Here is a 24,659-nt window from a genome sequence, read left to right as displayed (position 1 = left end):
AAGCTACCTTGCAAAATCTGCTTCGTTGGTAATAGTCCTTTGTGTAACTAACAAGCGATTGCCCTGATGCCAGACCAGAATTTCGAATTGACCCATTTCCTGCCCTACCTTCTAAATCAGGCGGCTGAGGTAAGCAGTCTGGCGTTTCAGCGCACCTATAAAGATCGCTACGGGATGCTGCGGACCGAGTGGCGGGTGCTGTTTCATCTGGGGCTTTATGGCGAGATGACGGCCAGCGATATCGGGCAGCGGGCGAATATGCATAAGACCAAGATCAGCCGTGCGGTGCAAAAACTGACAGAGCGACGCTTTGTGACGCGGCTGCGCGGGGATCACGACCGCCGGACCGAGATGCTGTCCCTGACGACACAGGGGCGCGCGGCCTATGAGCATCTTTACGAAGTGGCAAAGGCCTATGACGCGCGTCTAACGGCGGATTTATCGGCGGCGGAGCGGGAGACGCTGAAGCGGTTGCTGGTCAAGCTGGCGGCGGGACAGGGCAGCGCGGGCTGACAGCGGGCTGTCGGGGAGCCAGAGGGCGAAGGGGAGGGCGACTGGGGGCACATGCCCCCGCGCGCGGGTTCAAAAGTTGATGTCGACGCCGGGTAGGTCTAGCGCTTTCATCAGGTCGCGCAGCTCTTGCCGTGCCGCGACATTCGAGATGTTCAGCTGCTTGACGCCGATGTCCTTGAGGTCGAGCAGGGTCAGGCCACGGGGGAAAAGTTCGCGGAAAATGACGCGTTCGTTAAAGCCGGGGGCAATGCGGAACCCGATGCGCTTGCTTAGGTTGGCGATGGCGCGTTCCATCTTGTCCTTGTTCACCATGCGCTGCGCGCCCATGCGGTTGCGCACAACGATCCAGTCAATCGGGGCAAGGCCCGCCTGTGCCCGCAACTGCCGCGCGTTCCAGACCATTTCGGAATAGACGGAGGGGCCGGTGATCTTGTCACCCATAGCGTCGGTGCGCGCCAGCAGATCGAAATCGATAAAGCTGTCGTTCAGCGGCGTGATCAGCGTGTCGGCCAGCGAATGGGCCACCTGGCTGAGACGGGTGTGGGAGCCCGGGCAGTCGATCAGGATAAAATCGGACGTCGGTTCAAGCTCTGCCACGGCGGCGCTGAGGCGATGGTCGTAGATATTTTCGCCGGGCTGCAGGCTGCTTGCCTCGATCTCGGGCAATTCGTGCATCTCGGGCGAAGGGAGGTCGAGCTCGGCACTGGCGAGGAAGGATTTACGGTTGTCGACATAGCGCCCGAAGGTGCGCTGGCGCAGGTCCAGATCCAGCACGCTGGTCTTATGCCCCATCCGTGCAAGGGCTGTCGCCACATGCATCGAAACGGTGGATTTCCCCGCCCCGCCTTTTTCATTCCCGACGACGATGATATGCGCCATTGCCTTTTGTCCCTTTCACTCCCCGTTTTTATCGGGGTCACATTGGGAAAAACCATATGGCAGCGATGGCGCTTTTGAAAGCGTTTGTGGCTCTAGATTGTGGTTATTGTTGCGAAATTCACCCGCTGGAACGCGCCGCGCAGGGGCAGTGCCTGCTAGCCCGATCGGCGCAGCGGCGGGGTGTGCGCGCCCATGCCGCCGGTGTCGATCGCGACGGCAGTATCCTGGGTCACATCCAGATGGGCGCGGCAATCAGCGGCGATCTGGGTCAGCGCATCATGGGGCCCGTGCAGACGTTCCAGCGCGCCAGCAAGCACCAGCGCCTGCGCATAGCTGCCACGGGCGACCAGATCGCGGGCGGCGGTCAAATCCTCCGCCGGGAGGGGGGCGGGATCAGCCTGCGGGAGCGGGGCCTTGCTGCTGTTGGCACCGCGAGGCGGTCGGGGTGGGGTGGAGTGCGGGAAAGCGGGCATCAGCGAACCTTTCGTGGAGGGCTGCGAAGACTATGGGCCGTCATTGCTTTCTAAAACCTAAACAGCCGCCGCTTTGTTCCGTAAAATGTGACCTGACCCTTGGGCAAGGACGCGATGTCGCACCTCGGGCTAAGCCACAGTCACGAAACGAAAAATGGCGCACCCGCGAGGGCACGCCATTTCTGAATTCCGCAATGGAAAGGGTTTAGAAGCCCAGACCTGCGTATTTGTTTTTGAACTTGGACACGCGGCCACCGGTATCCATCAAGCGGGATGTGCCGCCGTTCCATGCAGGGTGCACGGAGGGGTCGATATCCAGCGCCAGTTGGTCGCCTTCTTTGCCGTAGGTCGATTTCATTTCCACAACGGTGCCGTCTGTCATTTTGACGTTGATCGTGTGGTATTCGGGGTGTGTATCGGCTTTCATGACAGCTCTCCTTACGCGTTCGCGCCAGATTTTGGCTTGTAGTGTACGTTTTCAACGATACGTGCCGACTTACCACGACGCGAGCGCAGGTAGTACAGTTTTGCACGACGCACACGGCCACGACGGACAACGGTGATGCTTTCGATGTTGGTGGAGTGCAGCGGGAATACGCGCTCTACGCCTTCACCAAAGGAAATCTTGCGCACGGTGAACGAGCCGGCAATGCCGTGGCCGTTGTTGCGTGCAATGCAGACGCCTTCGTAGTTCTGAACACGGGTACGTGTACCTTCGGTAACTTTAAAGCCCACGCGGATGGTGTCACCGGCGCGGAAGTCAGGGATTTCTTTCCCCAGTTCGGCGATTTGTTCCGCCTCGATCTGTGCAATCAGGTTCATCTGATCGTCTCCTATGAATGCTCGTGGTTAGTCCACGAAGTTTTGTGCGATCCAATAGCTTCGGTCTGTCTGGCGGGCCCGCCGTGGCGTCCCATCGAAGGTAGGGTCAACTTTGCTTGTCATCTGCGGATGCAGAAAAGACTGGAGCCGCACGTGCGCGATTCCAGACTTGCGCGTCGTATAGGCGGGATGCCCCTTCAGATCAAGAGCGTATCACCCGTACTCGCGCATGTTTTCAGCCGGTGAAATAGGGGCGCAGATTGTGCCGCACGCGGTCCAGCACGGTGTCGCCCTCCAGATCGGGGACGAAACGTTGGCCGGTAATCGCCTCGTACGCCTCGATATAGACTTGCGAGGTGGCGGCGATCAGGTCAGCGGGAATTTCGGGGATGTCATCGTGATAGGGGTCGCAGCGGGCATCGACCCAAGACCGGATCACATCCTTGTCGAAGGACGGCGGGCGTGTGCCGTTTTCCAGCGCGGCGTCATAGCCTTCGGCGAGCCAGAACCGCGAGCTGTCGGGAGTGTGGATTTCATCGGCCAGCAGGATATTGCCCTGCGCATCGGTGCCGAATTCATATTTTGTGTCCACGAGGATCAGCCCGTTTTTCGCCGCCATTTCCTGACCGCGGGCAAAGAGCTTCAGGGCGATGTCGCTGATCTGGTCCCATTGCGCCTGGGTCAGCAGCCCTTGGTCCACGATCTCTTGGGCGGTAAGCGGGGCATCGTGGCCGCCGTCGAATTCCTTGGAGGTGGGGGTGATGATCGGCGCGGGCAGCGCCTGATTGTCGCGCAGGCCATCGGGGAAGCGGTGGCCGTACATCTCCCGTTCACCTTTCTTGTATAGCGTCAGCACCGATGTCCCTGTGGAGCCGGCGAGATAGCCGCGCACGACGATTTCTACGGGCAGGATGGTCAGATGCTTGCCGATCACCACGTTGGGGTCGGGGTAGTCGAGCACGTGATTGGGGCAGATGTCGGAGGTGTTGTCGAACCAGAACCGCGCGGTCTGGGTCAATACCTGACCCTTGAACGGGATGGAGGTGAGGATACGGTCAAAGGCTGAAATACGGTCAGAGGAAATCAGGATGCGCCGGTCGTCGGGCAGGTCGTAGCAGTCACGCACCTTGCCGAAATAGGGGGTCGGCAGCTCATCAATGCGGGCGTGATCAAGGGTGCGGGTCAGGTCTGTCATGGTCTGCCTTCCGTGGGGGTCACTTCTTGGACGTATATTTCGCCCACATGTCGGGGCGTCGTTGTTCTGTCAGGGTTTCTGACTGGGCCTGCCGCCATTTGGCAATTTCGCCATGGTTGCCGGACATGAGAACCGGCGGAATGGGGCGGTCTTTCCATTCGGCGGGGCGGGTGTATTGCGGATGTTCCAGCAGGCCAGAGGAATGGCTTTCCTCGACTACGCTGTCGGCGTTGCCCAAGACACCGGGCAAGAGCCGCACGGTGGCGTCGATCATGGCTTGCGCGGCCAACTCTCCGCCGGTCATGACAAAATCACCAAGGGAGACTTCGGTGATGCCGTAATGGTCGATCACCCGCTCGTCGACGCCTTCGAAACGGCCACACAGGATGGTCACGCCGGAGCAGGTCGCCAGATCCTGCGCCATCGCCTGATCAAACCGCCGTCCGCGCGGAGACATATAGAGGATCGGCCAGCGTCCGGCGGCACCGGCCATCGCATCTTCGATCGCGGGGCCGACGACATCGGCGCGCATGACCATACCTGCGCCGCCGCCCGCGGGGGTGTCATCTACGTTGCGGTGCTTGCCTACGCCGTAGCCGCGCAGATCATGGGTGCGCAGCTGCCACGTGCCTTCTTGCAGGGCGCGGCCCGTCAGGCTGGCCCCCAGCACACCGGGGAATAATTCGGGGAAGAGGGTCACAATCTCGGCCCGCCAGACGCCGGCGTAATCGGGCGTGTCCTGCATCAGCTCGCGCGGCTTGAACGTCGGACGGACAGATTGCCGCCCGTAGGAGCGTGAAGGGGTGCTCATGTGATCGCGGCCTGTGTCATGCGGGCCTTTCGTACGGGCTTAGACGTCTTTTGCATCGGGCAGGATGCCCTCGGGCGGGTCGGCGATGATCCGGCCCGTGGCAAGATCGACCGTGGGCACCGCCGCTTTGGTAAAGGGCAGGAACACGGTTTGCGCGCTGCCCGCAAGCTGCGTTTCCAAAAGATCGTCAGCGCCGTGGTTCTGCACGGTCTTGACCTTGCCGATCAGCGTGCCGCCGGTGTCATAGACCTCTAGCCCGATAAGGTCGGTGTGGTAGAATTCATCGTCGGGCAGCGACGGCAGCTGGTCGCGCTGCGCAAACAGCACGGTGCCGCGCAAGGCGTCGGCTTCTTCCTTGGAGGTGACATCGGTGATGCGCGCGACAAAGCCGTTCTTGACCGGACGCACCAGCGCGAGGTTGAAACTGCGCGTGCCATCCTCGCTCGAGAGCGGGCTGTAGCTTTCGATATCTTCGGGCACCGCGCAGTAGCTTTTGATCCGCAGTTCCCCACGGACACCATATGCGCCTGAGATCGCGCCCACCGAAATTTTATCGCTCACTGCAAAAGCTCCGAGTTTAAGCAAATTGTACCGGTCCACTGACCCTCGCCCGCGCGGCATTCCGATTTCATCAGGGTGCGTTCGAACCAGATGCCGATGGCGGCACCGATGCCGAGGATGAGAAGAAGGCGCAAAAGACGAAACATTGTCAGCTTCCAATCTGGTCCAGGGGCGGGGCGCAAAGGACCGATGAGAGCGGGCCGCTGCGGCGGGACGTGTCATTTCGTGTACCACGTACATCGGACAGGCTGCACGCGCAAAGATGCGGGCTGTCGGATATACCTGAAATCCCCGGCGCGGCAGGAACCGCGCCGGGGGATGTGCCGATTATTCTTCGGCGGCGTCTTCTGCAGGTGCAGCAGCGGCTTCGGCAGCAGCGGCGGCCTTGGCTGCTTTCTCTTCAACGCGCTCTTGCGCTTTCTTGCCGGGGGTACCCTTCTTGGGGTTGTTCCGCTCGGTTTTCTCTTTCACGCCAGCGGCTTCCAGCATGCGTGCAACACGGTCGGTTGGCTGCGCGCCCTGGCTGATCCAGTATTGAACGCGCTCGACGTCCATTTTCACGCGCTCTTCGCTGTCTTTCGCCAGCAGCGGGTTGTAGGTGCCCAGCTTTTCAATGAAGCGGCCGTCACGTGGCATGCGGCTGTCCGCTGCAACGATGCGGTAGAAGGGGCGCTTTTTGGAACCGCCACGGGCGAGACGAATTTTCATGGACATAGGTAATTTCCTTTAGTTGAGACTGAGGTCAGGGACGCGCCCGGACCTATGATTGGTGTTGTTTGTGGTGCTGAATGACTTCAGCGATGATGAAGTTCAGAAACTTCTTGGCGAATTCGGGATCGAGGTCAGCCTCTTTCGCCAAATCTTCGAGCCGCTTGATCTGGTTCGCTTCGCGGTCCGGATCAGAGGGGGGAAGGTCGTGTTCGGCTTTGAGTTTCCCCACAGCCTGCGTGTGTTTGAACCGCTCGCCCAGGGTATAGACCAGGATCGCGTCCAGACGGTCGATGGAGGCGCGGTGTTCTTTCAGAACCTCGGCGGCGCGGGTGACGGAATCGGTCATGCGGCGGCTCCTTTCACGGCGAAGGGTAGGGCGCGTTGCCCGAGCAGGTGCCTCCGGCGGGAGTTTATCTGGCAAAATGAAGCGCGGATCATTTCTTTTTCCCGAAACCGGAGAGGCCGCCGGGCAGGCCGGCACCGCCGCCTATTCCGCCCAGACCACCAGGCAGTTTGCCGCCCATCTGTTTGGCCGCGGCTTCCAGCGCTTTGGGATCCATCTGGGACGGGTCCATGCCACCGGGCATGCCGCCTTTGCCCATCATGCCTTTCATTGCTTGCTTGAGCATGCCGCCCTTGCCCATTTTGCCCATCTTTTTCATCATATCGCCCATCTGGCGGTGCATTTTCATGAGCTTGTTGAGTTCGGACACTTCCATGCCCGCGCCTTTGGCGATGCGCTTTTTGCGGCTGGCTTGCAGCAGCGCGGGGTTGGCGCGCTCTTTCTTGGTCATGGATTGGATCAGGGCGATCTGGCGTTTGAGGATCTTGTCATCAAAGCCCGCGTCTTCGACCTGTTTCGCCATTTTGCCCATGCCGGGCATCATGCCCATCATGCCTTGCATGCCGCCCATCTTGAGCATCTGTTCAAGCTGCATTTTCAGGTCGTTCATGTTGAACTGACCTTTGGCCATGCGCTTCATCATCTTTTCGGCTTGTTCAGCCTCGATGGTTTCTTGCGCTTTCTCGACCAGGGCGACGATATCGCCCATGCCAAGGATACGGCCCGCGATGCGTTCGGGTTCGAAGGTTTCCAGCGCGTCCATCTTTTCGCCCAGGCCGACGAATTTGATGGGTTTGCCGGTGACGGCGCGCATCGACAGCGCAGCACCGCCGCGGCCGTCGCCGTCCATACGGGTCAGCACGACGCCGGAGATGCCAATGCGGTCGTTAAAGTTTTCTGCGGTTTGCACGGCGTCCTGGCCGGTGAGACCATCGACGACCAGCAGGGTTTCACGCGGGTTGGCGACATCGCGCACCGCTTCGACTTGGCTCATCAGTTCTTCGTCGATCGACAGGCGGCCCGCGGTGTCGAGCATATAGACGTCGTAGCCGCCCATCGATGCCTGCGTCTTTGCGCGTTTGGCGATCTGGACCGGGTTTTCGCCTTTGACGATGGGCAGTGTATCGACGCCGATCTGAACGCCGAGAATCGCCAGCTGTTCCATCGCCGCAGGTCGGTTCACATCAAGCGAGGCCATCAGCACGCGCTTGCCATCGCGGTCTTTCAGACGTTTGGCGAGCTTGGCCGTGGTCGTGGTTTTACCGGAGCCTTGCAGACCGACCATCAGGATCGGGGCGGGGGGGCTGTCGATTTTCAGCGCGCCGGGTTCGCCTTCGCCTTTTAGCGTGTCGATCAGCGCGTCGTGGACAATCTTGACGACCTGCTGGCCCGGGGTGATCGATTTGGTGACGGCCTGACCGGTGGCCTTGTCTTGAACCGCTTTGACGAAATCACGTGCGACGGGCAGGGAAACGTCCGCCTCGAGCAGGGCGACGCGGACTTCGCGCAGGGCGGTTTTCACATCCTCTTCCGAGAGGGCACCCTGTTTGGTGAGGCGGTCAAAGACGCCGGAGAGGCGTTCGGAAAGATTCTCAAACATGGGCCATGGCCCCCTTCGATCGGTTGCGGTGCCCCTCAGATAGGATGCCCGCGTTGAATACGCAAATGCCCCCACGGGCGTAACACGCTGGTGGGGGGCGATCTCTGGCCGCGCCAGAGACCGGAAGACATGGTGCTTCCGGAGATTGCGGATCGTTTAGGCGAGCGGCGGGTCTGAGTCAACCCGCCGCACCGCCCGAGGATTATGCTGCCTTGAGCGCATCCACAGCTTCGTTCGCGCGGGCGATGGTGCCTTCGGCATCTGTTGCCAGCGCGTCGGCGGCCACGATGGTCACGTCGGTCATGCCCATGAAGCCCAGAACGGCCTTGAGGTAGCCGGTGTTGAAATCCGCCTCGGACCCGGCGGGCACGCCACCGGAGGCCATCGCCACGATCACGCGCTTGCCTTTGACCAGACCTTCGGGGCCGTTTTCGGTATAGCGGAAGGTAACGCCGACACGGGCGACCAGATCGATCCACGCCTTCAGCGACGCGGGCACGCTGAAGTTATAAATGGGCGCGCCGATGACGATGGTGTCGGCGGCCATCAGTTCGGCGACAAGCTTATCTGATTCAATCAGCGCTTCGCTTTGCTCGGGAGAGCGGTCTGTCTCGGGGATGGCGCGGGCGATGGCCCATGTTTCGGTGATCTGGGGCAGGGGCTCGAGAGCCAGATCGCGGACGGTTACATCACTGTCGCCCAGTTGCGCGATGATACGGTCGGTGAGGCCGCGGGTCACAGAGCTGGTGGTGTTTGCAGAGGAATCGATACGCAAGATAGACATGGGAGGATATCCTTTCGTGTTAACTTTCTTCGCTCTACATGATCCTTGCTCCTGCGAACGCAACTGGTGAAACTGCAGGTGATGTGTTCAATAATGCACAGCCGGGCAGACGAGGGGCCGAGAATGGACAATTGGGAAGAAATCAAGACGGCCTATCAGGTGGCGCGCATGGGCACCGTCAGTGGCGCAGCCGAGGTTCTGGGTGTCCATCATGCGACGGTGATCCGCCATGTGGATGCACTGGAACGACGGTTGTCGGTGAAGCTGTTCCAACGGCACGCGCGCGGCTACAAGACGACGGAGGCGGGCGAGGATCTGCTGCGTGTGGCCTCTGCCACGGACGACCAGTTCAGCCAGCTTGCCAGTCGCATCAAGGGGCGCGGCGAAGCGGTGTCGGGCGAGCTCGTCGTGACCTCCCTGATGGAGCTTTCGAGCTGGATGACCCCTTTGTTGGTCGCGTTCCAGCGGGAAAATCCGGATGTAACCCTGCGCTTTCTGACCGGGGAGCGGTTGTTTCGGCTGGAATATGGCGAGGCGCATATCGCGATCCGCGCAGGACAGGTGCCCGAGCAGCCGGATAATGTAGTGCAGCCTTTCTATCAATTCCAGATGGGGCTGTTCGCGCATAAGGACTATATCGCGGCCTTCGGTATGCCGTCGGGGGTCGAGGATTATGGCAACCACCGGTTTGTCGGCCATGACGACGCGCAGATGCGTGCGCCCTTCTTCAAATGGATGCGCGAGGTGGTGCCCGCGCATGCGATCTCCTTCCGCGGGCTGCATTCAGAAGCGCTCCGCGTTGCGGTGCTGGAGGCGGCGGGGATCGGGTTTGTCGATCTGATCGAGGGGCGCGCCAACCCCGATCTGGTCGAGGTGCATCCGCATCTGCCGGAATGGGATTCGATGCTGTGGCTGGTCACCCATGTTGATCTGCACCGCACACCAAAGGTGCAGGCCTTGCTGTCGTACCTGAAAAAAGCCGTAAAGACAGGGCTGTGAAGCGATCTGATCTGCAGGGGCATCTGGCGATGCTGGCGTTTTCGGCGCTGGTGGCGGGGTCGTTTTCGCTTGGGTCGCTGTCGGCCAATCTGATCTCGCCCACGGCGTTGAATGCGGCGCGATTCGTGATCGCGGGCATGGTGATTGCCGTGGCGGTCGCAGCGACGACGGGTGTGCCAAAGGGGGCTACGCGCGCGCCTTGGCGTTATCTGGTGCTTGGGGGGCTTTTCGCTGTCTACTTCGTGCTGATGTTCGAGGGGTTGAAGACCGCGCGTCCCGTCAGCGCGGCGGCGGTGTTTACGTTGACGCCCGTGATCGCTGCGGGGTTTGGGTGGCTCTTGCTACGGCAGGTGACGACCGGGCGGATGGCGCTGGCGCTGGCCATTGGTGCGGTCGGCGCGCTTTGGGTGATTTTTCGCGCTGATCTGGCCGCGCTGCGGCGGTTCGAGCTCGGGTATGGCGAAGCCGTGTATTTCGTCGGCTGCGTGAGCCATGCGCTGTATACGCCGATGGTGCGCAAGCTGAACCGCGGAGAGCCGACGGTGGTGTTCACCTTGGGCACGCTGATTGCCGGTGGTGCGTTGCTGTTTATCTATGGCTGGCGCGATGTGCTGGGGACGGATTGGATCGCGCTGCCCGCAATTGTCTGGATCACCATCCTCTATGTTGCCATCGCCGCCTCTGCCGCGACCTTTGTGTTGCTGCAGTTTGCGTCCCTGCGGCTGCCGTCGGCCAAGGTGATGGCCTATACCTATCTGACGCCCAGCTGGGTTATTCTGTGGGAAGTCGCATTGGGCAATGGTGCACCGGGCCCGCTTGTTTTCGGGGGCGTGGGTCTGACGATTGTGGCGCTGTATCTGCTGTTGCGGGACGATACCAAAGCGGTTTGATCAAAAGGGCGGGAACCGATCCGACATATCCAGCGTTAAGATCACATAAAGTTTATAAAGGGACTATTCTAATGCGTAGCATTATTTATCTGATCGGTTTGATTGTTGTTGTTCTGGCGATCCTGCGCTTTGCGTTCGGCGTCATTTAATAACATCAAGTTTGGCCCTTCTGTGTAAAACCTCGTCGCAGGAGGGCCAATATTTATCTAGTCTTCCGACGTCCCCGGATCATTCTGCGCCGCATCCCTTGACGTTTCGCGTATTTCGGCGGCCAGAAACCTTTCAAAATCATCAAGATTGATCGGGTCATATTGACCGAAGCCCTGCATCCACACGGACGGGGCCTTGAGTGCGGCTGGCTCAAGCTTGCACCATTTGAGCCGCCCGCGCTTTTCCTGCACGATCAGACCTGCACGTTCCAGCACCGACAGATGTTTAGATATCGCCGCGAGCGAAATGCCAAACGGGTCGGCGACATCTGTGACGGCCATATCATCCTCAAGCAGCATCGCCAGAATAGCGCGTCGCGTCGGATCGGCGAGTGCTGCAAAAATCGCGTCGAGCTGTGTGGCGGGCGGTTGGGGCACGGTTGTCTGGATGTCCTTGGTGTGCGGGTTCTTATGAGGTAGCGGAAACCACGCTTAACCAAAAGGTTGAATATGAGTGTCGCGCGAATTTGCAAGGGGTGGGGGCCGTTTGCTCCAAATTATGAACGATAGGTAACTGCAAAACTGTTTGATTACAGTGGCTTGAGCGGTCGGCTAACAGAGTTGACTCTGAAGCGGTGTGAAAGTAGCTACTGCGCAACACATCCAACAGGGATTTTGGCGTGACCGATCCGGACCAACAGCAGCGGCTAAAGCAGCTTGAGGCAAAGATCGAAGCAGCCAAACGGGCGCAGGCTCCAAAACCCCGGGCGGATGAACATTATTCTCAGGCATCGCTGGCCTGGCGGATGGTGATCGAACTTTGCGCCGGTTTAGGGATCGGTTTTGGCATCGGATACTCGTTGGATTGGTTCTTTGGAACGCTCCCGTTATTCATGGTGCTGTTTGTAATGCTGGGCCTTGCGGCAGGGGTGAAGACGATGCTCCGCTCCGCGCAGGAAATCCAGGAAAAGAAGATGGCCGATGTGGCCGATGAAGAAAAAGGGCCCTGACATGGCGGCAGAAGCACACGGCGAAGAAACAGGCGGTTTGGCTTTTCACCCGATGGATCAGTTCATCGTCAAGCCATTCTTTGGCGACGGCGCTGTATCCTGGTACACGATCACCAACGCAACAGTCTGGATGGCTGTAGCCGTTCTGGCGATCTTTGCGCTGCTGGTTCTGGGCACCTCGAAACGGTCGGTTATCCCGTCGCGCATGCAGTCGGTCGCTGAACTGGCCTATGGCTTCATCTACAAGATGGTCGAGGATATCTGCGGTAAAGAAGGGGTGAAATACTTCCCCTACATCATGACCCTGTTCATGTTTATCGTCTTCTCGAACTTCCTGGGCCTGCTGCCGATGGCGTTTACCCCGACATCGCATATCTCGGTCACCGCCGTGATGGCCTTTGCCGTGTTCTTCGGTGTGACCATTCTGGGTTTCGTCAAGAACGGCGCATCGTTCCTGAGCCTGTTTTGGGTCAGCAGCGCGCCCTTGGCTCTGCGTCCGGTTCTGGCCCTGATCGAGCTGATCTCGTACTTTGTACGTCCGGTCAGCCACTCTATCCGTCTTGCGGGTAACATGATGGCGGGTCACGCCGTGATCAAGGTTTTCGCGGGCTTCGCGGCACTTGCTGCCATCGCCCCCTTCTCGGTTCTTGCGATCACGGCAATGTATGGCCTCGAGGTGTTGGTTTCCTTCATCCAGGCATATGTTTTCGCGATCCTCACATGCGTTTATCTGAAAGACGCATTGCACCCGCACCACTAACACCAAGGCGGGATATTCCCGCCTGACCAATCACCAAAATTCCATTGTAAGGAGAAATGACATGGAAGGCGAACTCGCACAAATGGGCCAATTCATTGGCGCAGGTCTGACAGCATTCGGCATGGGTGGCGCAGCCATCGGTGTGGGCAACGTTGCAGGCAACTACCTGGCTGGCGCACTGCGCAACCCATCTGCTGCTGCTGGTCAAACAGCAACTCTGTTCATCGGCATCGCCTTTGCAGAAGCCCTGGGGATCTTCTCGTTCCTCGTCGCTCTGCTGCTGATGTTCGCTGTCTAAGCTTAAGACACCTACGTCCTTACGCTTCGGGCAGTGCGCTATGGCGCGCTGCCCGAAAGACTTCCACGCTTTGACAGGAGCCCGCTATGGCGACGGAACCGATTACTAGGGAAATCGCTGGCGCATGCGTCAACGAATTTGGCAGCGCCATTGGTATGCCACAGCTTTGCATTGATTGGTTCGGCAACCAGATTTTCTGGCTTATCGTCGCTCTGGTCGCAATTTACTTTATTCTGTCGCGCGTTGCCCTGCCACGCATCGGCGCTGTTCTGGCGGAGCGCCAGGGCACCATCACCAATGACATCGCCGCCGCCGAAGACCTGAAGGTCAAAGCGACGGAAGCAGAGGCCGCTTACGACAAAGCCTTGATCGACGCTCGTGCAGAAGCACAGCAGATCATCGCCGCCGCGAAAGCTGACATTCAGGCCGATCTGGACAAAGCGATTGGCAAGGCAGACGCTGAGATCGCCGCCAAATCTGCCGAGTCCGAGAAAGCGATCAGCGAAATCCGCGCCTCCGCGATGGAGAACGTTGAAGCTGTCGCCAAAGACACAGCCGAGGCCATCATCGCCGCCGTCGGTGGCTCTGCTGACGCGAAAACAATTTCCGCGGCCGTCGATGCCCGGATGAAAGGATAAGCCATGCGTTTGACCTTCTCAGCCCTCATCGCCGGTCTGGTTGCCTCCCCTGCTTTTGCAGCTGGTGACGTGTTCTTTTCGCTGCGCAATACGGACTTTATCGTCCTGCTGGCTTTCCTGCTTTTCGTCGGTGTTTTGATCTATTTCAAAGTGCCAAAGATGATGGGCAGCATGCTCGACAACCGCGCCGAAGGCATCAAGTCCGAACTGGACGAAGCCCGGGCGCTGCGTGAAGAAGCGCAGACGCTTCTTGCCAGCTACGAACGCAAGCAGCAGGAAGTGAAAGAGCAAGCGGACCGTATCGTGACATCGGCAAAGGCCGAAGCGAACGAAGCCGCGGATCAGGCACGTGCCGACCTGGAGAAATCCATCGCGCGCCGTATGGCCGCCGCCGAAGAGCAGATCGACTCCGCTCAGGCTGCTGCCGTTAAAGAAGTCCGCGATCAAGCTGTCGTTGTGGCCATTGCCGCTGCCAAGGATGTTATCGCCAAAAAGATGACAGCCGCGGAAGGCAATGCATTGATCGACAGTGCAATTGCAGAAGTTGACGCGAAGCTACACTGAGTTTTAACGAACTGACTTTAAAAGGCCTCGGTATTGACCGGGGCCTTTTTACGTTGGGCTAGGTGTTTGTCTCGTGTTGAAGACGTTGGCGCGCGACATCTTCATTGCGCTCGGCCTTTTGATGGTCGCGCAGGGCGTTCTCGACATAGGTCAGATGCGCCTCTACGGCGGCCTGTGCCGCGGCGGGATCGCGTGCCTGTAACGCGTCATTGATGGCGCGGTGCTGATCCAGCAGGGCGGTGCGCGTTGTACGCTGTTTGAACATGACTTCACGATTGTAGAACACGCCGCCACGCAGCAGATCATACATCGACCGCATCATATGCAGCATGACGACGTTATGGCTCGCTTCTGTGATCGCCATATGAAACTGCGCGTCCAGTTGCGCTTCGTCATCCGCGTTACGCTTCTGATGTGCGGCTTCCATCTTGTCGAAAACCGCCTGAATGACCCCAAGGTCAGTGTCAGAACCAAGCCGCGCGGCCCGTTTGGCTGCCAGCCCTTCCATGTCGCGGCGGAACGAAAGATAGTCAAACACGGCTTCGTCATGACGTGCAAAAAGCTCTGTCAGGGCAGGGGAGAACGCGCTGCCGAGCACATCGGCGACATAGACCCCCGCGCCGGGCTTTGCGGTCAGCAATCCGCTGGCCTGAAGCTGGGCAATAGCATCCCGAAGCGAGGGGCGCGAAACGGCAAGCCGCTCTGCCAGCTCCCGCTCTGCGGGTAACCGTTCGCCGGGCCGCAGAATTCCACGCAGGATTAATTGTTCTACCTGCTTTACGACAGCGGCTGACAATTTTTCGGAGGCGATAGGCTGAAAGGGCATCGGCGTTTCCTTGGATTGGTCAAATTATATGACCGGAGGGGCGGGGCGGCAACGCCATTGTTTCCTGCTAAATGTTGGACCGCATTAACACTCCCTTAGGGTGCCGCGCCTTAGATGGGCTCATGATGATAGATACGCGATTCCTTACCGTCTTTCTGTGCGCCTTGGTGATGGTGTTTGTCACGGGCTGCAACATGCCGAGCACGAATTTCAGCGGCTTACCTGCAACTGCCATTCCGGTGGACGGTTCTGACTTTGACGTGCGCGTTAACGGCAATCAGGCGGAAGCGATACGCACCAACATGGAATACGCGCCCCGTTTCGGCCCAATCCGCGACCGTGCGGCGCGGGCGATGGCGCAAGTCAGCGGCTGCGAGGTCACGCATGTCGCCGGGGATCAAGCGCTGGCCGTCGGAAAGCTGGACTGCGGATGAGGGGTAGAACCGTCAAACAACCTTAGCGAAAGGGAAATGCGACGACAGACATAGAGTAACAATATCTTGTGGATAAGGCGGCTGCTTCCCGCTCTACCTAGCGGGGTCGCGTTGACTCTAAACCCAATGATCCGCAATTCTGGCTGTCCATAAGAATCGGGCGGGCACGAACATTGCGGTTTTCCAAACTCAGGCTGACAGGCTTTAAAAGCTTTGTAGATCCCACTGATCTGATCATCTCGGATGGTCTAACCGGCGTTGTTGGCCCGAATGGTTGCGGCAAGTCCAACCTGCTTGAAGCGCTTCGTTGGGTGATGGGCGAAAACCGTCCGACTGCTATGCGCGGCGGCGGTATGGAAGATGTGATATTCGCCGGTGCGTCCTCTCGTCCGGCCAAGAACTTCGCCGAAGTCGCGTTGCATATCGATAACTCCGAACGTCTCGCGCCGGCTGGGTTTAACGACGGTGATAGCATCGAAATCATCCGGCGGATCACCCGTGATGTCGGTAGCGCCTATAAAGCGGCCGGAAAGGATGTGCGCGCGCGTGATGTGCAAATGCTGTTTGCCGATGCTTCAACGGGTGCGCATTCGCCAGCGCTGGTACGGCAAGGCCAGATTTCGGAACTTATCAACGCCAAACCCAAAAGCCGACGTCGGATTTTGGAAGAGGCTGCAGGAATTTCCGGCCTATATGCGCGTAGGCACGAGGCCGAGCTGAAGCTAAATGGCACCGAGGCAAACCTTGCGCGTGTGGATGATGTCGTTGAACAGCTTGCCGCGCAGCTTTCGCAACTGAGCCGTCAAGCGCGTCAGGCGGCACGGTATCGCGATATCGGCGCTGCGATTCGCCGGACCGAAGGTGTGTTGCTGTATCGTCGGTGGCGTACCGCGGAAGATGCGCGGCAAACCGCAGCGGAAGCATTACGGGCGCAAATGGCGATCGCAGCTGAGACCGAGAAAAACGTTCGCCTTGCGACGGTAGCACGTCAAAAGGCCGAGGACGCTCTACCGCCGCTGCGCGAAGAAGAAGCGATCGCAGCGGCGATCGTCCAGCGCCTTGGCGTTCAGCGCGACACCCTGAGCGATCAAGAAAATTCCGCCCGCGCCGCGATCGATGCGTTGACTAAGCGCATTGCGCAGCTCACCCGAGATCTCGATCGAGAAGGGGAGTTAAATCGCGACGCCGAGGAAACCATTGAGCGGCTTGATTGGGAAGCCAGTGAATTGGCAAAGGCGGGAGATGGCCATGACGTGGCGGTCGAAGCGGCGAGCAATGCCGCACAAGATGCGGCTGGCGTATTAGAAACGCAGGAAGCGGGGCTTGCCAAGCTAACCGAAGACGTCGCCCGATTGGTGGCGCGCCACAGCTCCGCCGAACGGTTGTTAGGCGACCATCGGAAAACACTGGCAAAGTCGGAAGCCGAAGCTGCTAAAGCGCGCACCGCTGTAGAGCAAAGCGGAGCTGCACTTGAAAAAGCTAATGATGATGTCCGCACCGCGCAAGAGGCTGAAGCGAGCGCGCGAGTAGCGTCAGCCAATGCCGAAGACGCTTTGCTGAGGGCCGAAGAAGACCGGGCCAAAACGCAAAGCCTTGAGGCCGATGCGCGTGCCGAGCGTTCTGAAGCTGAGGGTGAGCTGAACGCGATCCGAGCTGAAGCGGGCGCATTGGCAAAGCTAGTTGAACGCGACACGGCCGAGGGCGGCCAGATATTAGACCGTCTGCAGGTCGAACACGGCTTCGAAAAGGCGCTTGGTGCGGCCTTGGCTGATGATTTGCGAGCACCAGGCGTAGAGGGTGACGGCCCGTCCGGCTGGGCACATTTGCCAGCCTATTCATCGACCCAAGCCCTGCCGCAAGGGATTACGTCCCTGACTGCGCATGTGTCCGTACCAGATGTTCTCGACCGTCGCATGAGTCAGATCGGTCTAGTGGATGCGGATGACGGCACGCGGCTGCAATCATCTCTTTTACCGGGCCAGCGTCTTGTGTCGTTGGAGGGAGATCTGTGGCGTTGGGACGGTTTTCGCGCTTGGGCAGAGGATGCGCCGTCGGCTGCGGCCCTCCGTTTACAACAAATTAACCGGCTCGAGGTACTCAAACAGGGGCTAGAGCAAGCGAGTCAACGTGCTGACGGCGCGCGGGATGCACATGAAACGCTTCAAAAGCTACTGCTCGTTCAGGCCGAAGCCGATAAAAACGCTCGAGCGGTGCGTCGTGATGCGGATCGTGCGGTTGCTGAAGCAGGCCGTGCCTTAAGTCGAGCCGAGGCGGATCGTAACCTGGCCGAAAGCCGGTTGGAAAGCTTAGGACTGGCGGTCGAGCGCCACGAAGACGAGGCGATCAACGGACGGCGGTTGGTCACTGAAGCAGCGAATGCGCTTGGTGCTTTGGAGGATGTGTCGAGCGCACGGGCGGATGTAGAGACGCTGCGGCAGACGGTTGAGGGTGCACGTATTGCGATGATGTCACGCCGTTCATTGCTGGATGAACTGCGTCGTGAGGGTGTCGCGCGGCTGAAACGGGCACAAGAGGTTGCCAAAGAATTGGAGGGTTGGCGGAACCGTTTGGACACGGCTGGCAAGCGAAGCGCTGAGCTTATCGAGCGAAGAGATGCGTCTGTACAAGAGCTTGAAGCAGCCAGCTCAGCACCGGCAGAAATCGCGGCGAAGCGTGAGGAATTGACTGTTGCCATCGCCGATGCTGAGGCGCGTAAAACGGCAGCGAGCCGCCGGCTTTCGTCCGCCGAAACCGGATTGCGCGATACAAGCTTGGCTGAGCGCGATGCAGAGCGGTCTGCATCTGATGCACGCGAATCGCGGGCCGGAACGCAAGCACGTACGGATGCTGCGAAGGAGGCTGTGAGCTTTGCCGCGGAGCGTATTTTGGAAGAGCGTGACATGACGCCGGACGCGCTATTGGCGTCGCTGGAATTGGGTGCGGAAAACTTACCCGCTATCGAGGTTCTTGAGGCCCAGTTGACGAAATCGAAAGGTCAACGAGAAGCCTTGGGGGCTGTTAACTTGCGCGCCGAGGATGATGCCAAGGAAGTCCAGGCAGAGCATGACACGCTCGTCGGTGAGAAAGTTGATTTGACCGAAGCGATCCGGACGTTGCGCAGTGGTATTGCAAGTCTGAATAAAGAGGGGCGAGAACGGCTGCGAACCGCATTTGAGCAGGTCAACGACAACTTCTCCATGCTGTTTAAACACCTTTTTAACGGTGGAGAGGCCAATCTGGTGATGGTCGAATCAGACGACCCGTTGGAAGCTGGGCTAGAGATTATGTGCCAACCACCAGGTAAAAAGCTCAGCACGCTCAGCCTGCTGTCGGGGGGGGAGCAAACACTGACAGCAATGGCGCTGATCTTCGCGGTATTCCTCGCGAACCCCGCGCCGATCTGTGTTCTTGATGAGGTTGACGCGCCTCTTGATGATGCAAATGTCACGCGCTTTTGCGACCTGCTAGATGAGATGTGCCGGCAGACCAATACGCGTTTTCTGATTATCACGCACCACGCTGTCACGATGGCGCGCATGGACCGCTTGTTCGGCGTCACTATGGCGGAGCAGGGCGTCAGCCAGTTGGTTTCTGTCGACCTTAAAAAAGCAGAAACGCTTGTGGCTTGAGACCCATAAAGGTTTCCGCGAAGATCATCCGCGATCGTGCGGCGCGGTGAAATCAATTTCGGGATTGATCGGTATAATTTGATGTGGATTTACCGTGGTCTGACTGTAGTGATAATGTCTTACGATGTGATCAAAGTTCACTGTGTCCGCGACGCCTGACTGCTGGAACAGCTCGCGCGTATAGCCCCATAGGTTCGGGTAATCGGTTAGGCGTTTGTGATTGCATTTGAAATGGGTGTGATAGACGAGATCGAAACGCACTAAGGTTGTAAACAGACGCCAATCCGCTTCTGTAAGCGTGTCTCCAACAAGGTACCGGTTACGCTCTAGGATAGCCTCAAGCCAGGTCAGGCTCTCGAACAGAGGATGTACGGCATTGTCATAAGCTTCCTGTGTCGTTGCGAAACCTGCTTTGTAGACACCGTTGTTGACCGTTTCGTAAACGCGATCGTTAACCTTTTCGATTTCTGAGCGTAGTGCCGCTGGCCAGTAATCATCTGAATTACCCGTCACGTCATCAAAGGCGCTGTTGAACATGCGTATGATTTCTGACGATTCGTTTGATACAATGGTGTCTTGCTCTTTGTCCCAGAGCACAGGCACCGTAACACGGCCTGAGAAATTTGGGTCGGCTTTGATATAAATGTCACGTAGGAAGTCTTTGCCAAAGAGCCTGTCACCGGTGGTGCCGGCGTAGTCCGTGTCGAATGTCCAGCCGTCCCCCAGCATATCCGGGTGCACAACGGAAATGCCTATGTGATCTGTAAGCCCTTTCAGGGCGCGAAAAATTAACGCGCGGTGCGCCCAGGGGCATGCATAGCTAACATATAGATGATACCTGTCAGAGCGCGCGGAAAACCCTGGTTTTCCTGACGGTCCCGCACTGCCATCCGCTGTAATCCAGTTGCGGAATTTGGCTGCAGAACGTTCGAATTTCCCGCCCGTGGCCTTCGTATCGTACCATTCGTCGCGCCATTTTCCGTCTACCAGCAAACCCATAAACCGCTCCTTTACTTCTTTGTGGTCAAGGTAATGTCACGGGGCCTGATGGCCATAGCACTACGTGCACAGGAGGGCTGCAAAGATGCACCGTGTATAGAACCGAAGGAATCTCTTGATTTTAATTCGTCATACGTCACGCTTGATGACGGGAGTGATAGCAGGGAGGATGCTGTGGAAGCGATGTTGCCTAAAGATATCCAGGCAGGACTGGATGAAGCGCGGATAGATAGCCTGCGAAAATCGTCGCGGTTGCGTGTTCACGCCGATGGGGAGCGGTATAAAGTCTTGCGATATTGGGATGCGGGGTTTTCGCTAGATGCTTCATCGGCACCGCAATTGCGTGGCCGGGTAGACTTGTTTGACGGTGCCGTACATTTGTTCCAGTGCCTTGTCGTAGCTGTGGAGCAAGAGGGCGGCGAGATGCTGTTTGACTTCAAGAGAGCAACCCGCGTGGCGAAGACGCCAGCTCTTGATTTTGAACGCGCAGCGGACGCGCCGGCGGGATTGATCACCGTTGACGCGCCTCACTGAAGTTACTGCAGGTCTTTGAACGCTTTGCGCAAACGGGTGCAGGCTTCCTCTACTCGGGCGCGCGGGGTGGCGATGTTAAAGCGCAGAAAGCTTTCGCCGCCCTTGCCAAAGGTGGGGCCATGGTTTGCAGCGATTCCTGCAGATTTCTCAACCCGTTGAGTGAATTCGGATCTGTCCATACCGGTCCCGCTACAGTCAACCCAAGCAAGGTAGGTGGACTGTAGCGGCATGGATTTCAAACCGGGAATATCATCGATCGCAGTGTCGAAGATCTTTCTATTGCCATCAAGATAGGCGACCAGATCATCGACCCAAGCCGCACCTTCTGGGGAATAGGCCGCGGTCGCCATAAATAATCCGAAAGAGTTCGGTGACAGCCCCATGGCGGCCATGCGTTGACCAAAGATTGCGCGTAGTTTGGGGTCGGGAATGATTACATTGCCAGAATGGCTGCCGGCGATGTTAAAGGTTTTAGTGGTTGCCGTCATCATGACCAACCGGTCGGCGACCCCATCAATTAACGCCATGGGGGTGTGTGTATGACCAGGCATTACCAAATCATGGTGGATCTCGTCCGAGACCAGCACCAGATCATGGCGTTTGGCAAAGGCTGCGACCTGTTCCAGCTCTGACTTTGACCAGACACGCCCGCCCGGGTTATGGGGGGAACAGAACACCAGCATCGTCTCGTTGCCAGTCATTTGCGCGTCATAGGCATCGAAATCGAGCGTATACTGGCCGCCCTCTATCGCCATTTCACATTCGACCACCTGCCGCCCTGCAGCAGAGATCACCCGTGCAAAGGCGTGGTAAACCGGTGTGAACAGGACAACGCCGTCCCCGGGCTTGGTGAAGGCGTCGACACACATCGCGGTTCCGTTAACCAGGCCGTGCGTGGTGAAAATCCACTCGGGCGCGACTTTCCAACCGTGTCGATGCGCCATCCACCATTGGATGGCACCCAGATATTTGCTGTCATCGCCGAAGTAGCCATAGACGCCATGGTCCAACATATCTTGCAGCGCGGTTTGAACCACCTGAGGCGGGCGGAAATCCATATCCGCAACCCACATGGCAATGCCCGTATCCGCGGGGACGCCGTAGATCGGCTCCATCTTGTCCCATTTCGCGCAATGGGTGCCACGCCGGTCGATGATTTCGTCAAAGCTCATGGGGTTCTCCTGTCAGATTTGGCCGACACGCTAAACCTAATCGACCGGACCGCAAGCCCCGAGGTTGCAGCGGCGCAGGTGTTGGCCTAAATCAACCAAATGATACGCAATATTTTACTACACCCTGACCCGCGGCTGAAAAAGCCATGCGCCCCCGTGACCGATATGACGGACGAGTTGCGCGGCTTGGCTAATGATATGCTCGCCACGATGTATGACGCGCCGGGGATCGGTCTTGCGGCCCCCCAGATCGGGATGATGAACCGCTTGATCGTCATGGATTGCGTAAAGGAAGAGGGGGAGACGCCGCGACCGCTGGTGATGTTCAACCCCGAAGTTATCGCCGCCTCGGACGCGCTGAGCACCTATGAAGAAGGGTGTTTGTCGATCCCCGAGCAGTTTGCCGATGTGACACGCCCCGCAGAAGTGGACGTGCGCTGGATCGATATCGACGGGAACGAGCAGACCGAGACGTTTACCAAACTGTGGGCGACCTGCGTGCAGCACGAGATCGACCATTTGGATGGAAAGCTTTTTATTGATTATCTAAAACCGATGAAACGCCAGATGATCACGCGCAAAATGACCAAGCTGAAACGCGAGCTGGCGCGCGGATGAGCGTGTTGGACATCGTAACCTGGCCTGACGCGCGGCTGACAGCTGTGTGCGCGCCTGTCGCCACGCGCACGCCCGAAATCGACCAGCTGATCGCTGATATGTTCGAGACGATGTATGCCGCGCCCGGTCGCGGGTTGGCGGCCCCGCAGGTTGGCCGGACGGAGCGTATTTTCGTTTTCGATGCGGGCTGGAAGGAAGGCACTCCGACGCCTGTCGCCTGTATCAATCCGCAGATCGTCAGCCTGTCTGACACCCGCGCGATTGGCGAAGAGGGATGTTTGTCGATCCCCGGCGTGCCAATGGATATCGCCCGCGCAACAGAGGTAACCTTGCGGTGGACGGATGCTGATGGCGCCCACGAACGAAAGTTCACCGGCGCAGAGGCCGTGATCTTGCAGCATGAATATGACCACCTTGATGGCATCGTCATTTATGACCGTGTCGCGCAGGAGCAAAGCCAATGACCGTTCGTCGCATTATTCCGTGGCCGCATGCCTGTTTGCGGACGCCCGCCGGCCAAGTGGCAGAAATCAATGATGAAATTCGTGCACTCTGGGACGACATGATCGACACGATGGACGCGATGCCGGGGGTCGGGCTGGCCGCACCACAGATCGGGGTGTCGCTGCAGGTCGCCGTTGTCGATGCCTCGCAAGCGCGCGACAAGCGGATTCGATTGGCAAACCCTGTCGTCGTTGACGCTTCGGCGATCATGAATGAATACGAAGAGGCGAGCCCGAATTTGCCCGGAATATCGGCCAAGATCCGGCGTCCACGCGGTGTGAAAGTGCAGTATCTTGACGAGCAGGGCGCGACAGTGACGCGCGATTTCGTCGGGTTGGAGGCGACCAGCGTGCAGCATCAGATCGACCATCTTGCTGGAAAAATGTTTGTCGACAATCTGAGTAAAACGCGCCGTGATATGCTGCTGCGCAAGGCGCGCAAGTACAAGGGCTGATTGCCTCTACGGTTTGAAGGGAAGTGTTCGATGCGTGTTATCTTTATGGGAACACCTGATTTTTCAGTGCCAGTGTTGGATGCGTTGGTCTTGGCCGGCCACGAAATCGCCGCCGTCTATTGCCAGCCGCCGCGCCCTGCAGGGCGAGGCAAAAAGGACCGCCCCAGCCCGGTTCAGCAACGGGCAGAGGCTTTGGGGTTGCTGGTACGTCACCCCGTTTCGTTGAAAACCGCCGAGGCGCAGGCGGAGTTTGCAGCGCTCGGCGCGGATGTGGCCGTTGTTGTGGCCTATGGTCTGATTTTGCCCCAAGCCGTTCTGGATGCGCCGAAATCCGGGTGCCTGAATATCCACGCTAGTTTGTTGTCCCGATGGCGGGGTGCCGCGCCGATCCATCGGGCGATTATGGCGGGCGACGTTGAAACGGGTGTGTGCATCATGCAGATGGAGGCGGGGCTGGACACGGGGCCCGTGCTGTTGCGCGCCGCGACGCCGATCCGCACCACCGAGACGACGATCGAACTGCATGACCGACTAAGCGCCATGGGCGCAGAGTTGATTGTCGACGCACTTCGGCAACTGCCTGACCTGCAACCGGAACCGCAGCCCGAAGAAGGCGTGACCTATGCCAGTAAAATTGACAAGGCCGAGGCGCGCATCGATTGGTCGCGCCCCGCAACAGAGGTGGACCGGCAAATCAGGGGGCTGTCGCCGTTTCCTGGTGCATGGTTCGATCTGGACGGCACGCGGGTGAAGGTGCTGGCATCGAAGCTTGCCGAGGGCGAGGGTGCAGCGGGCGAGGTTCTGGATGACACTCTGCGCGTCGGTTGCGGGGAGGGTGCGGTTCAGCTGATCCGCTTGCAACGTGCGGGGAAAGCGGCGCAAGATGCGCAGATGTTCCAGCGTGGTGCGCAGATTGCTGCGGGCACAGTTCTAAGCAAAGGGTAAATCATGCTTCCGACGCTTATTGGCACGGTTGTGATCGCGGGGCTTGTCGGCTTTTTCGCCGAAAAGTCAGGCTTTACCCGCAACGGCTATCTTGCCTCGATCATCATCTGCGTGGGCGGCGCTTTCCTGTTTTATTTCGTGCGGTTGATGTTCGGCTTCGGGTTTAATTCGGCCGGCATGAACGCCATCGCGTCCTCTATCGGGGCGCTGATCATCGTGCCGTTTCACTGGCGTAGAAAGTAACGTTACACCCGCGGCGGGCGGCTTTTGTACACGGGTAGGTGCCACCCGAAATACAGCGATCCGGCACGCAAAATCCACGTCATACAGGCACCGGCAAACAGCGCCAGCGCATCATCGCCCAGAATGCTACGGATGATGACGGCGGTTGCGGCACCGGCGAAAGCGGCGGTCACATAAAGTTCACCCTGTTGCAGAACAAGCGGCACCTCCCCCACGACAACATCGCGCATCAAGCCGCCCATGCAGCCGGTGATCATCCCCATCAGCACCACGACCACAGCGGATTGATCAAGCGAGATCG

Annotated in this window: 33 protein-coding genes; 16 read left to right on the top strand and 17 right to left on the bottom strand. The window is 58.7% G+C overall.

Annotated features, from left to right (window positions below):
* Positions 1-66: 66 nt before the first annotated feature.
* Positions 67-513, top strand: a complete 447-nt coding sequence (locus tag GLP43_RS00165; RefSeq protein WP_237277721.1) for a MarR family winged helix-turn-helix transcriptional regulator — start codon at positions 67-69, stop codon at positions 511-513.
* Between the two features lie 69 nt (positions 514-582).
* Here the strand turns inward: GLP43_RS00165 and GLP43_RS00160 are convergent, their stop codons facing one another.
* The 12 genes from GLP43_RS00160 to GLP43_RS00105 form a co-directional block, all read right to left on the bottom strand.
* Positions 583-1,392, bottom strand: coding sequence for a division plane positioning ATPase MipZ (locus GLP43_RS00160; RefSeq protein ID WP_005849997.1), 810 nt, complete (start codon positions 1,390-1,392; stop codon positions 583-585).
* 155 nt (positions 1,393-1,547) lie between these two features.
* The gene (locus GLP43_RS00155) at positions 1,548-1,865 is read right to left on the bottom strand and encodes a hypothetical protein (protein ID WP_237277720.1); all 318 of its coding nucleotides are present in this window, start codon (positions 1,863-1,865) and stop codon (positions 1,548-1,550) included.
* Positions 1,866-2,070: 205 nt separating this feature from the next.
* Positions 2,071-2,292 carry a 50S ribosomal protein L31 gene (gene rpmE, locus GLP43_RS00150; RefSeq protein ID WP_093917552.1) on the bottom strand — a complete coding sequence of 74 codons (222 nt, stop codon included), beginning with the start codon at positions 2,290-2,292 and terminating at the stop codon, positions 2,071-2,073.
* An 11-nt stretch (positions 2,293-2,303) separates the two neighbouring features.
* Positions 2,304-2,687, bottom strand: coding sequence for a 50S ribosomal protein L19 (gene rplS, locus GLP43_RS00145; RefSeq protein ID WP_005849991.1), 384 nt, complete (start codon positions 2,685-2,687; stop codon positions 2,304-2,306).
* A gap of 235 nt (positions 2,688-2,922) precedes the next feature.
* A complete protein-coding gene (locus GLP43_RS00140) occupies positions 2,923-3,882 on the bottom strand; it encodes a phosphoribosylaminoimidazolesuccinocarboxamide synthase (protein WP_237277719.1) in 960 nt (319 codons plus the stop codon).
* Between the two features lie 19 nt (positions 3,883-3,901).
* Positions 3,902-4,693: a tRNA (guanosine(37)-N1)-methyltransferase TrmD gene (gene trmD, locus GLP43_RS00135; protein ID WP_237277718.1), complete on the bottom strand. Its 792-nt coding sequence runs from the start codon at positions 4,691-4,693 to the stop codon at positions 3,902-3,904.
* Positions 4,694-4,732: 39 nt separating this feature from the next.
* Positions 4,733-5,254, bottom strand: coding sequence for a ribosome maturation factor RimM (gene rimM, locus GLP43_RS00130; RefSeq protein WP_005849988.1), 522 nt, complete (start codon positions 5,252-5,254; stop codon positions 4,733-4,735).
* Entirely contained in the window at positions 5,251-5,400 is a 150-nt protein-coding gene (locus GLP43_RS00125) for a hypothetical protein (protein ID WP_237277717.1), read from the bottom strand. The genes rimM and GLP43_RS00125 overlap by 4 nt, the downstream gene beginning before the upstream one ends.
* A 181-nt stretch (positions 5,401-5,581) precedes the next feature.
* On the bottom strand, positions 5,582-5,968 hold the full coding sequence (rpsP, locus tag GLP43_RS00120; protein WP_005849986.1) for a 30S ribosomal protein S16: 387 nt from the start codon (positions 5,966-5,968) through the stop codon (positions 5,582-5,584).
* Positions 5,969-6,014: 46 nt separating this feature from the next.
* Positions 6,015-6,311 (bottom strand): chorismate mutase, encoded by a 297-nt coding sequence (locus GLP43_RS00115; RefSeq protein WP_237277716.1) that lies wholly within the window; start codon positions 6,309-6,311, stop codon positions 6,015-6,017.
* Positions 6,312-6,399: 88 nt separating this feature from the next.
* On the bottom strand, positions 6,400-7,908 hold the full coding sequence (ffh, locus tag GLP43_RS00110) for a signal recognition particle protein (RefSeq protein ID WP_237277715.1): 1,509 nt from the start codon (positions 7,906-7,908) through the stop codon (positions 6,400-6,402).
* A 202-nt stretch (positions 7,909-8,110) separates the two neighbouring features.
* On the bottom strand, positions 8,111-8,692 hold the full coding sequence (locus tag GLP43_RS00105; protein WP_237277714.1) for an FMN-dependent NADH-azoreductase: 582 nt from the start codon (positions 8,690-8,692) through the stop codon (positions 8,111-8,113).
* Between the two features lie 123 nt (positions 8,693-8,815).
* On the opposite strand from GLP43_RS00105, the gene GLP43_RS00100 reads away from it, so the two are divergent.
* Positions 8,816-9,691, top strand: coding sequence for a LysR family transcriptional regulator (locus GLP43_RS00100; protein ID WP_237277713.1), 876 nt, complete (start codon positions 8,816-8,818; stop codon positions 9,689-9,691).
* Between the two features lie 29 nt (positions 9,692-9,720).
* Positions 9,721-10,581 carry a DMT family transporter gene (locus tag GLP43_RS00095; RefSeq protein WP_237279896.1) on the top strand — a complete coding sequence of 287 codons (861 nt, stop codon included), beginning with the start codon at positions 9,721-9,723 and terminating at the stop codon, positions 10,579-10,581.
* Between the two features lie 206 nt (positions 10,582-10,787).
* On the opposite strand, the gene GLP43_RS00090 is transcribed toward GLP43_RS00095, so the two are convergent.
* Complete coding sequence (locus GLP43_RS00090) at positions 10,788-11,168, bottom strand: ArsR/SmtB family transcription factor (RefSeq protein ID WP_237277712.1); 381 nt, start codon at positions 11,166-11,168, stop codon at positions 10,788-10,790.
* Positions 11,169-11,410: 242 nt separating this feature from the next.
* Here GLP43_RS00090 and GLP43_RS00085 point away from each other — a divergent pair, with 242 nt between their 5' ends.
* The 5 genes from GLP43_RS00085 (at position 11,411) to GLP43_RS00065 (ending at position 14,000) form a co-directional block, all read left to right on the top strand.
* Positions 11,411-11,740: an AtpZ/AtpI family protein gene (locus GLP43_RS00085; RefSeq protein ID WP_237277711.1), complete on the top strand. Its 330-nt coding sequence runs from the start codon at positions 11,411-11,413 to the stop codon at positions 11,738-11,740.
* A gap of 1 nt (position 11,741) precedes the next feature.
* Positions 11,742-12,500 carry a F0F1 ATP synthase subunit A gene (locus tag GLP43_RS00080; protein WP_237277710.1) on the top strand — a complete coding sequence of 253 codons (759 nt, stop codon included), beginning with the start codon at positions 11,742-11,744 and terminating at the stop codon, positions 12,498-12,500.
* Positions 12,501-12,561: 61 nt separating this feature from the next.
* Positions 12,562-12,798: a F0F1 ATP synthase subunit C gene (locus tag GLP43_RS00075; protein ID WP_005849971.1), complete on the top strand. Its 237-nt coding sequence runs from the start codon at positions 12,562-12,564 to the stop codon at positions 12,796-12,798.
* Between the two features lie 86 nt (positions 12,799-12,884).
* On the top strand, positions 12,885-13,436 hold the full coding sequence (locus GLP43_RS00070; RefSeq protein WP_237277709.1) for a F0F1 ATP synthase subunit B': 552 nt from the start codon (positions 12,885-12,887) through the stop codon (positions 13,434-13,436).
* Between the two features lie 3 nt (positions 13,437-13,439).
* Positions 13,440-14,000, top strand: a complete 561-nt coding sequence (locus GLP43_RS00065; RefSeq protein WP_237277708.1) for a F0F1 ATP synthase subunit B — start codon at positions 13,440-13,442, stop codon at positions 13,998-14,000.
* A 58-nt stretch (positions 14,001-14,058) separates the two neighbouring features.
* On the opposite strand, the gene GLP43_RS00060 is transcribed toward GLP43_RS00065, so the two are convergent.
* Entirely contained in the window at positions 14,059-14,826 is a 768-nt protein-coding gene (locus GLP43_RS00060; protein ID WP_237277707.1) for an FCD domain-containing protein, read from the bottom strand.
* A gap of 125 nt (positions 14,827-14,951) precedes the next feature.
* Here GLP43_RS00060 and GLP43_RS00055 point away from each other — a divergent pair, with 125 nt between their 5' ends.
* Positions 14,952-15,260: a hypothetical protein gene (locus GLP43_RS00055; RefSeq protein WP_237277706.1), complete on the top strand. Its 309-nt coding sequence runs from the start codon at positions 14,952-14,954 to the stop codon at positions 15,258-15,260.
* A 173-nt stretch (positions 15,261-15,433) separates the two neighbouring features.
* Positions 15,434-18,889, top strand: a complete 3,456-nt coding sequence (gene smc / locus GLP43_RS00050) for a chromosome segregation protein SMC (RefSeq protein ID WP_237277705.1) — start codon at positions 15,434-15,436, stop codon at positions 18,887-18,889.
* A gap of 24 nt (positions 18,890-18,913) precedes the next feature.
* Here the strand turns inward: smc and GLP43_RS00045 are convergent, their stop codons facing one another.
* Positions 18,914-19,888 carry a glutathione S-transferase family protein gene (locus GLP43_RS00045; protein ID WP_237277704.1) on the bottom strand — a complete coding sequence of 325 codons (975 nt, stop codon included), beginning with the start codon at positions 19,886-19,888 and terminating at the stop codon, positions 18,914-18,916.
* Positions 19,889-20,062: 174 nt separating this feature from the next.
* Here GLP43_RS00045 and GLP43_RS00040 point away from each other — a divergent pair, with 174 nt between their 5' ends.
* A complete protein-coding gene (locus GLP43_RS00040; RefSeq protein ID WP_237277703.1) occupies positions 20,063-20,422 on the top strand; it encodes a hypothetical protein in 360 nt (119 codons plus the stop codon).
* Between the two features lie 2 nt (positions 20,423-20,424).
* On the opposite strand, the gene GLP43_RS00035 is transcribed toward GLP43_RS00040, so the two are convergent.
* A complete protein-coding gene (locus GLP43_RS00035) occupies positions 20,425-21,594 on the bottom strand; it encodes a MalY/PatB family protein (RefSeq protein WP_237277702.1) in 1,170 nt (389 codons plus the stop codon).
* Between the two features lie 99 nt (positions 21,595-21,693).
* On the opposite strand from GLP43_RS00035, the gene def (GLP43_RS00030) reads away from it, so the two are divergent.
* Genes def (GLP43_RS00030) through GLP43_RS00010 form a run of 5 tightly spaced genes read left to right on the top strand, consistent with a single transcriptional unit; the run spans position 21,694 to position 24,358 of the window.
* A complete protein-coding gene (gene def, locus GLP43_RS00030; RefSeq protein ID WP_237277701.1) occupies positions 21,694-22,212 on the top strand; it encodes a peptide deformylase in 519 nt (172 codons plus the stop codon).
* On the top strand, positions 22,209-22,676 hold the full coding sequence (gene def / locus GLP43_RS00025) for a peptide deformylase (protein WP_237277700.1): 468 nt from the start codon (positions 22,209-22,211) through the stop codon (positions 22,674-22,676). The genes def (GLP43_RS00030) and def (GLP43_RS00025) overlap by 4 nt, the downstream gene beginning before the upstream one ends.
* A complete protein-coding gene (gene def / locus GLP43_RS00020) occupies positions 22,673-23,170 on the top strand; it encodes a peptide deformylase (protein WP_237277699.1) in 498 nt (165 codons plus the stop codon). The genes def (GLP43_RS00025) and def (GLP43_RS00020) overlap by 4 nt, the downstream gene beginning before the upstream one ends.
* A 30-nt stretch (positions 23,171-23,200) precedes the next feature.
* Positions 23,201-24,115: a methionyl-tRNA formyltransferase gene (fmt, locus tag GLP43_RS00015; RefSeq protein ID WP_237277698.1), complete on the top strand. Its 915-nt coding sequence runs from the start codon at positions 23,201-23,203 to the stop codon at positions 24,113-24,115.
* Positions 24,116-24,118: 3 nt separating this feature from the next.
* The gene (locus GLP43_RS00010) at positions 24,119-24,358 is read left to right on the top strand and encodes a hypothetical protein (protein WP_005849950.1); all 240 of its coding nucleotides are present in this window, start codon (positions 24,119-24,121) and stop codon (positions 24,356-24,358) included.
* A 2-nt stretch (positions 24,359-24,360) separates the two neighbouring features.
* Here the strand turns inward: GLP43_RS00010 and GLP43_RS00005 are convergent.
* A partial coding sequence (locus tag GLP43_RS00005; protein WP_237277697.1) for a trimeric intracellular cation channel family protein occupies positions 24,361-24,659 on the bottom strand: 299 nt, incomplete at its 5' end.

The sequence above is a fragment of the Sulfitobacter sp. M39 genome (assembly GCF_021735935.1).
Taxonomy (GTDB): Bacteria; Pseudomonadota; Alphaproteobacteria; order Rhodobacterales; family Rhodobacteraceae; genus Sulfitobacter.
Note: the sequence above shows the minus strand (reverse complement) of the source record. Positions and strands in the feature narration are given on the sequence as shown.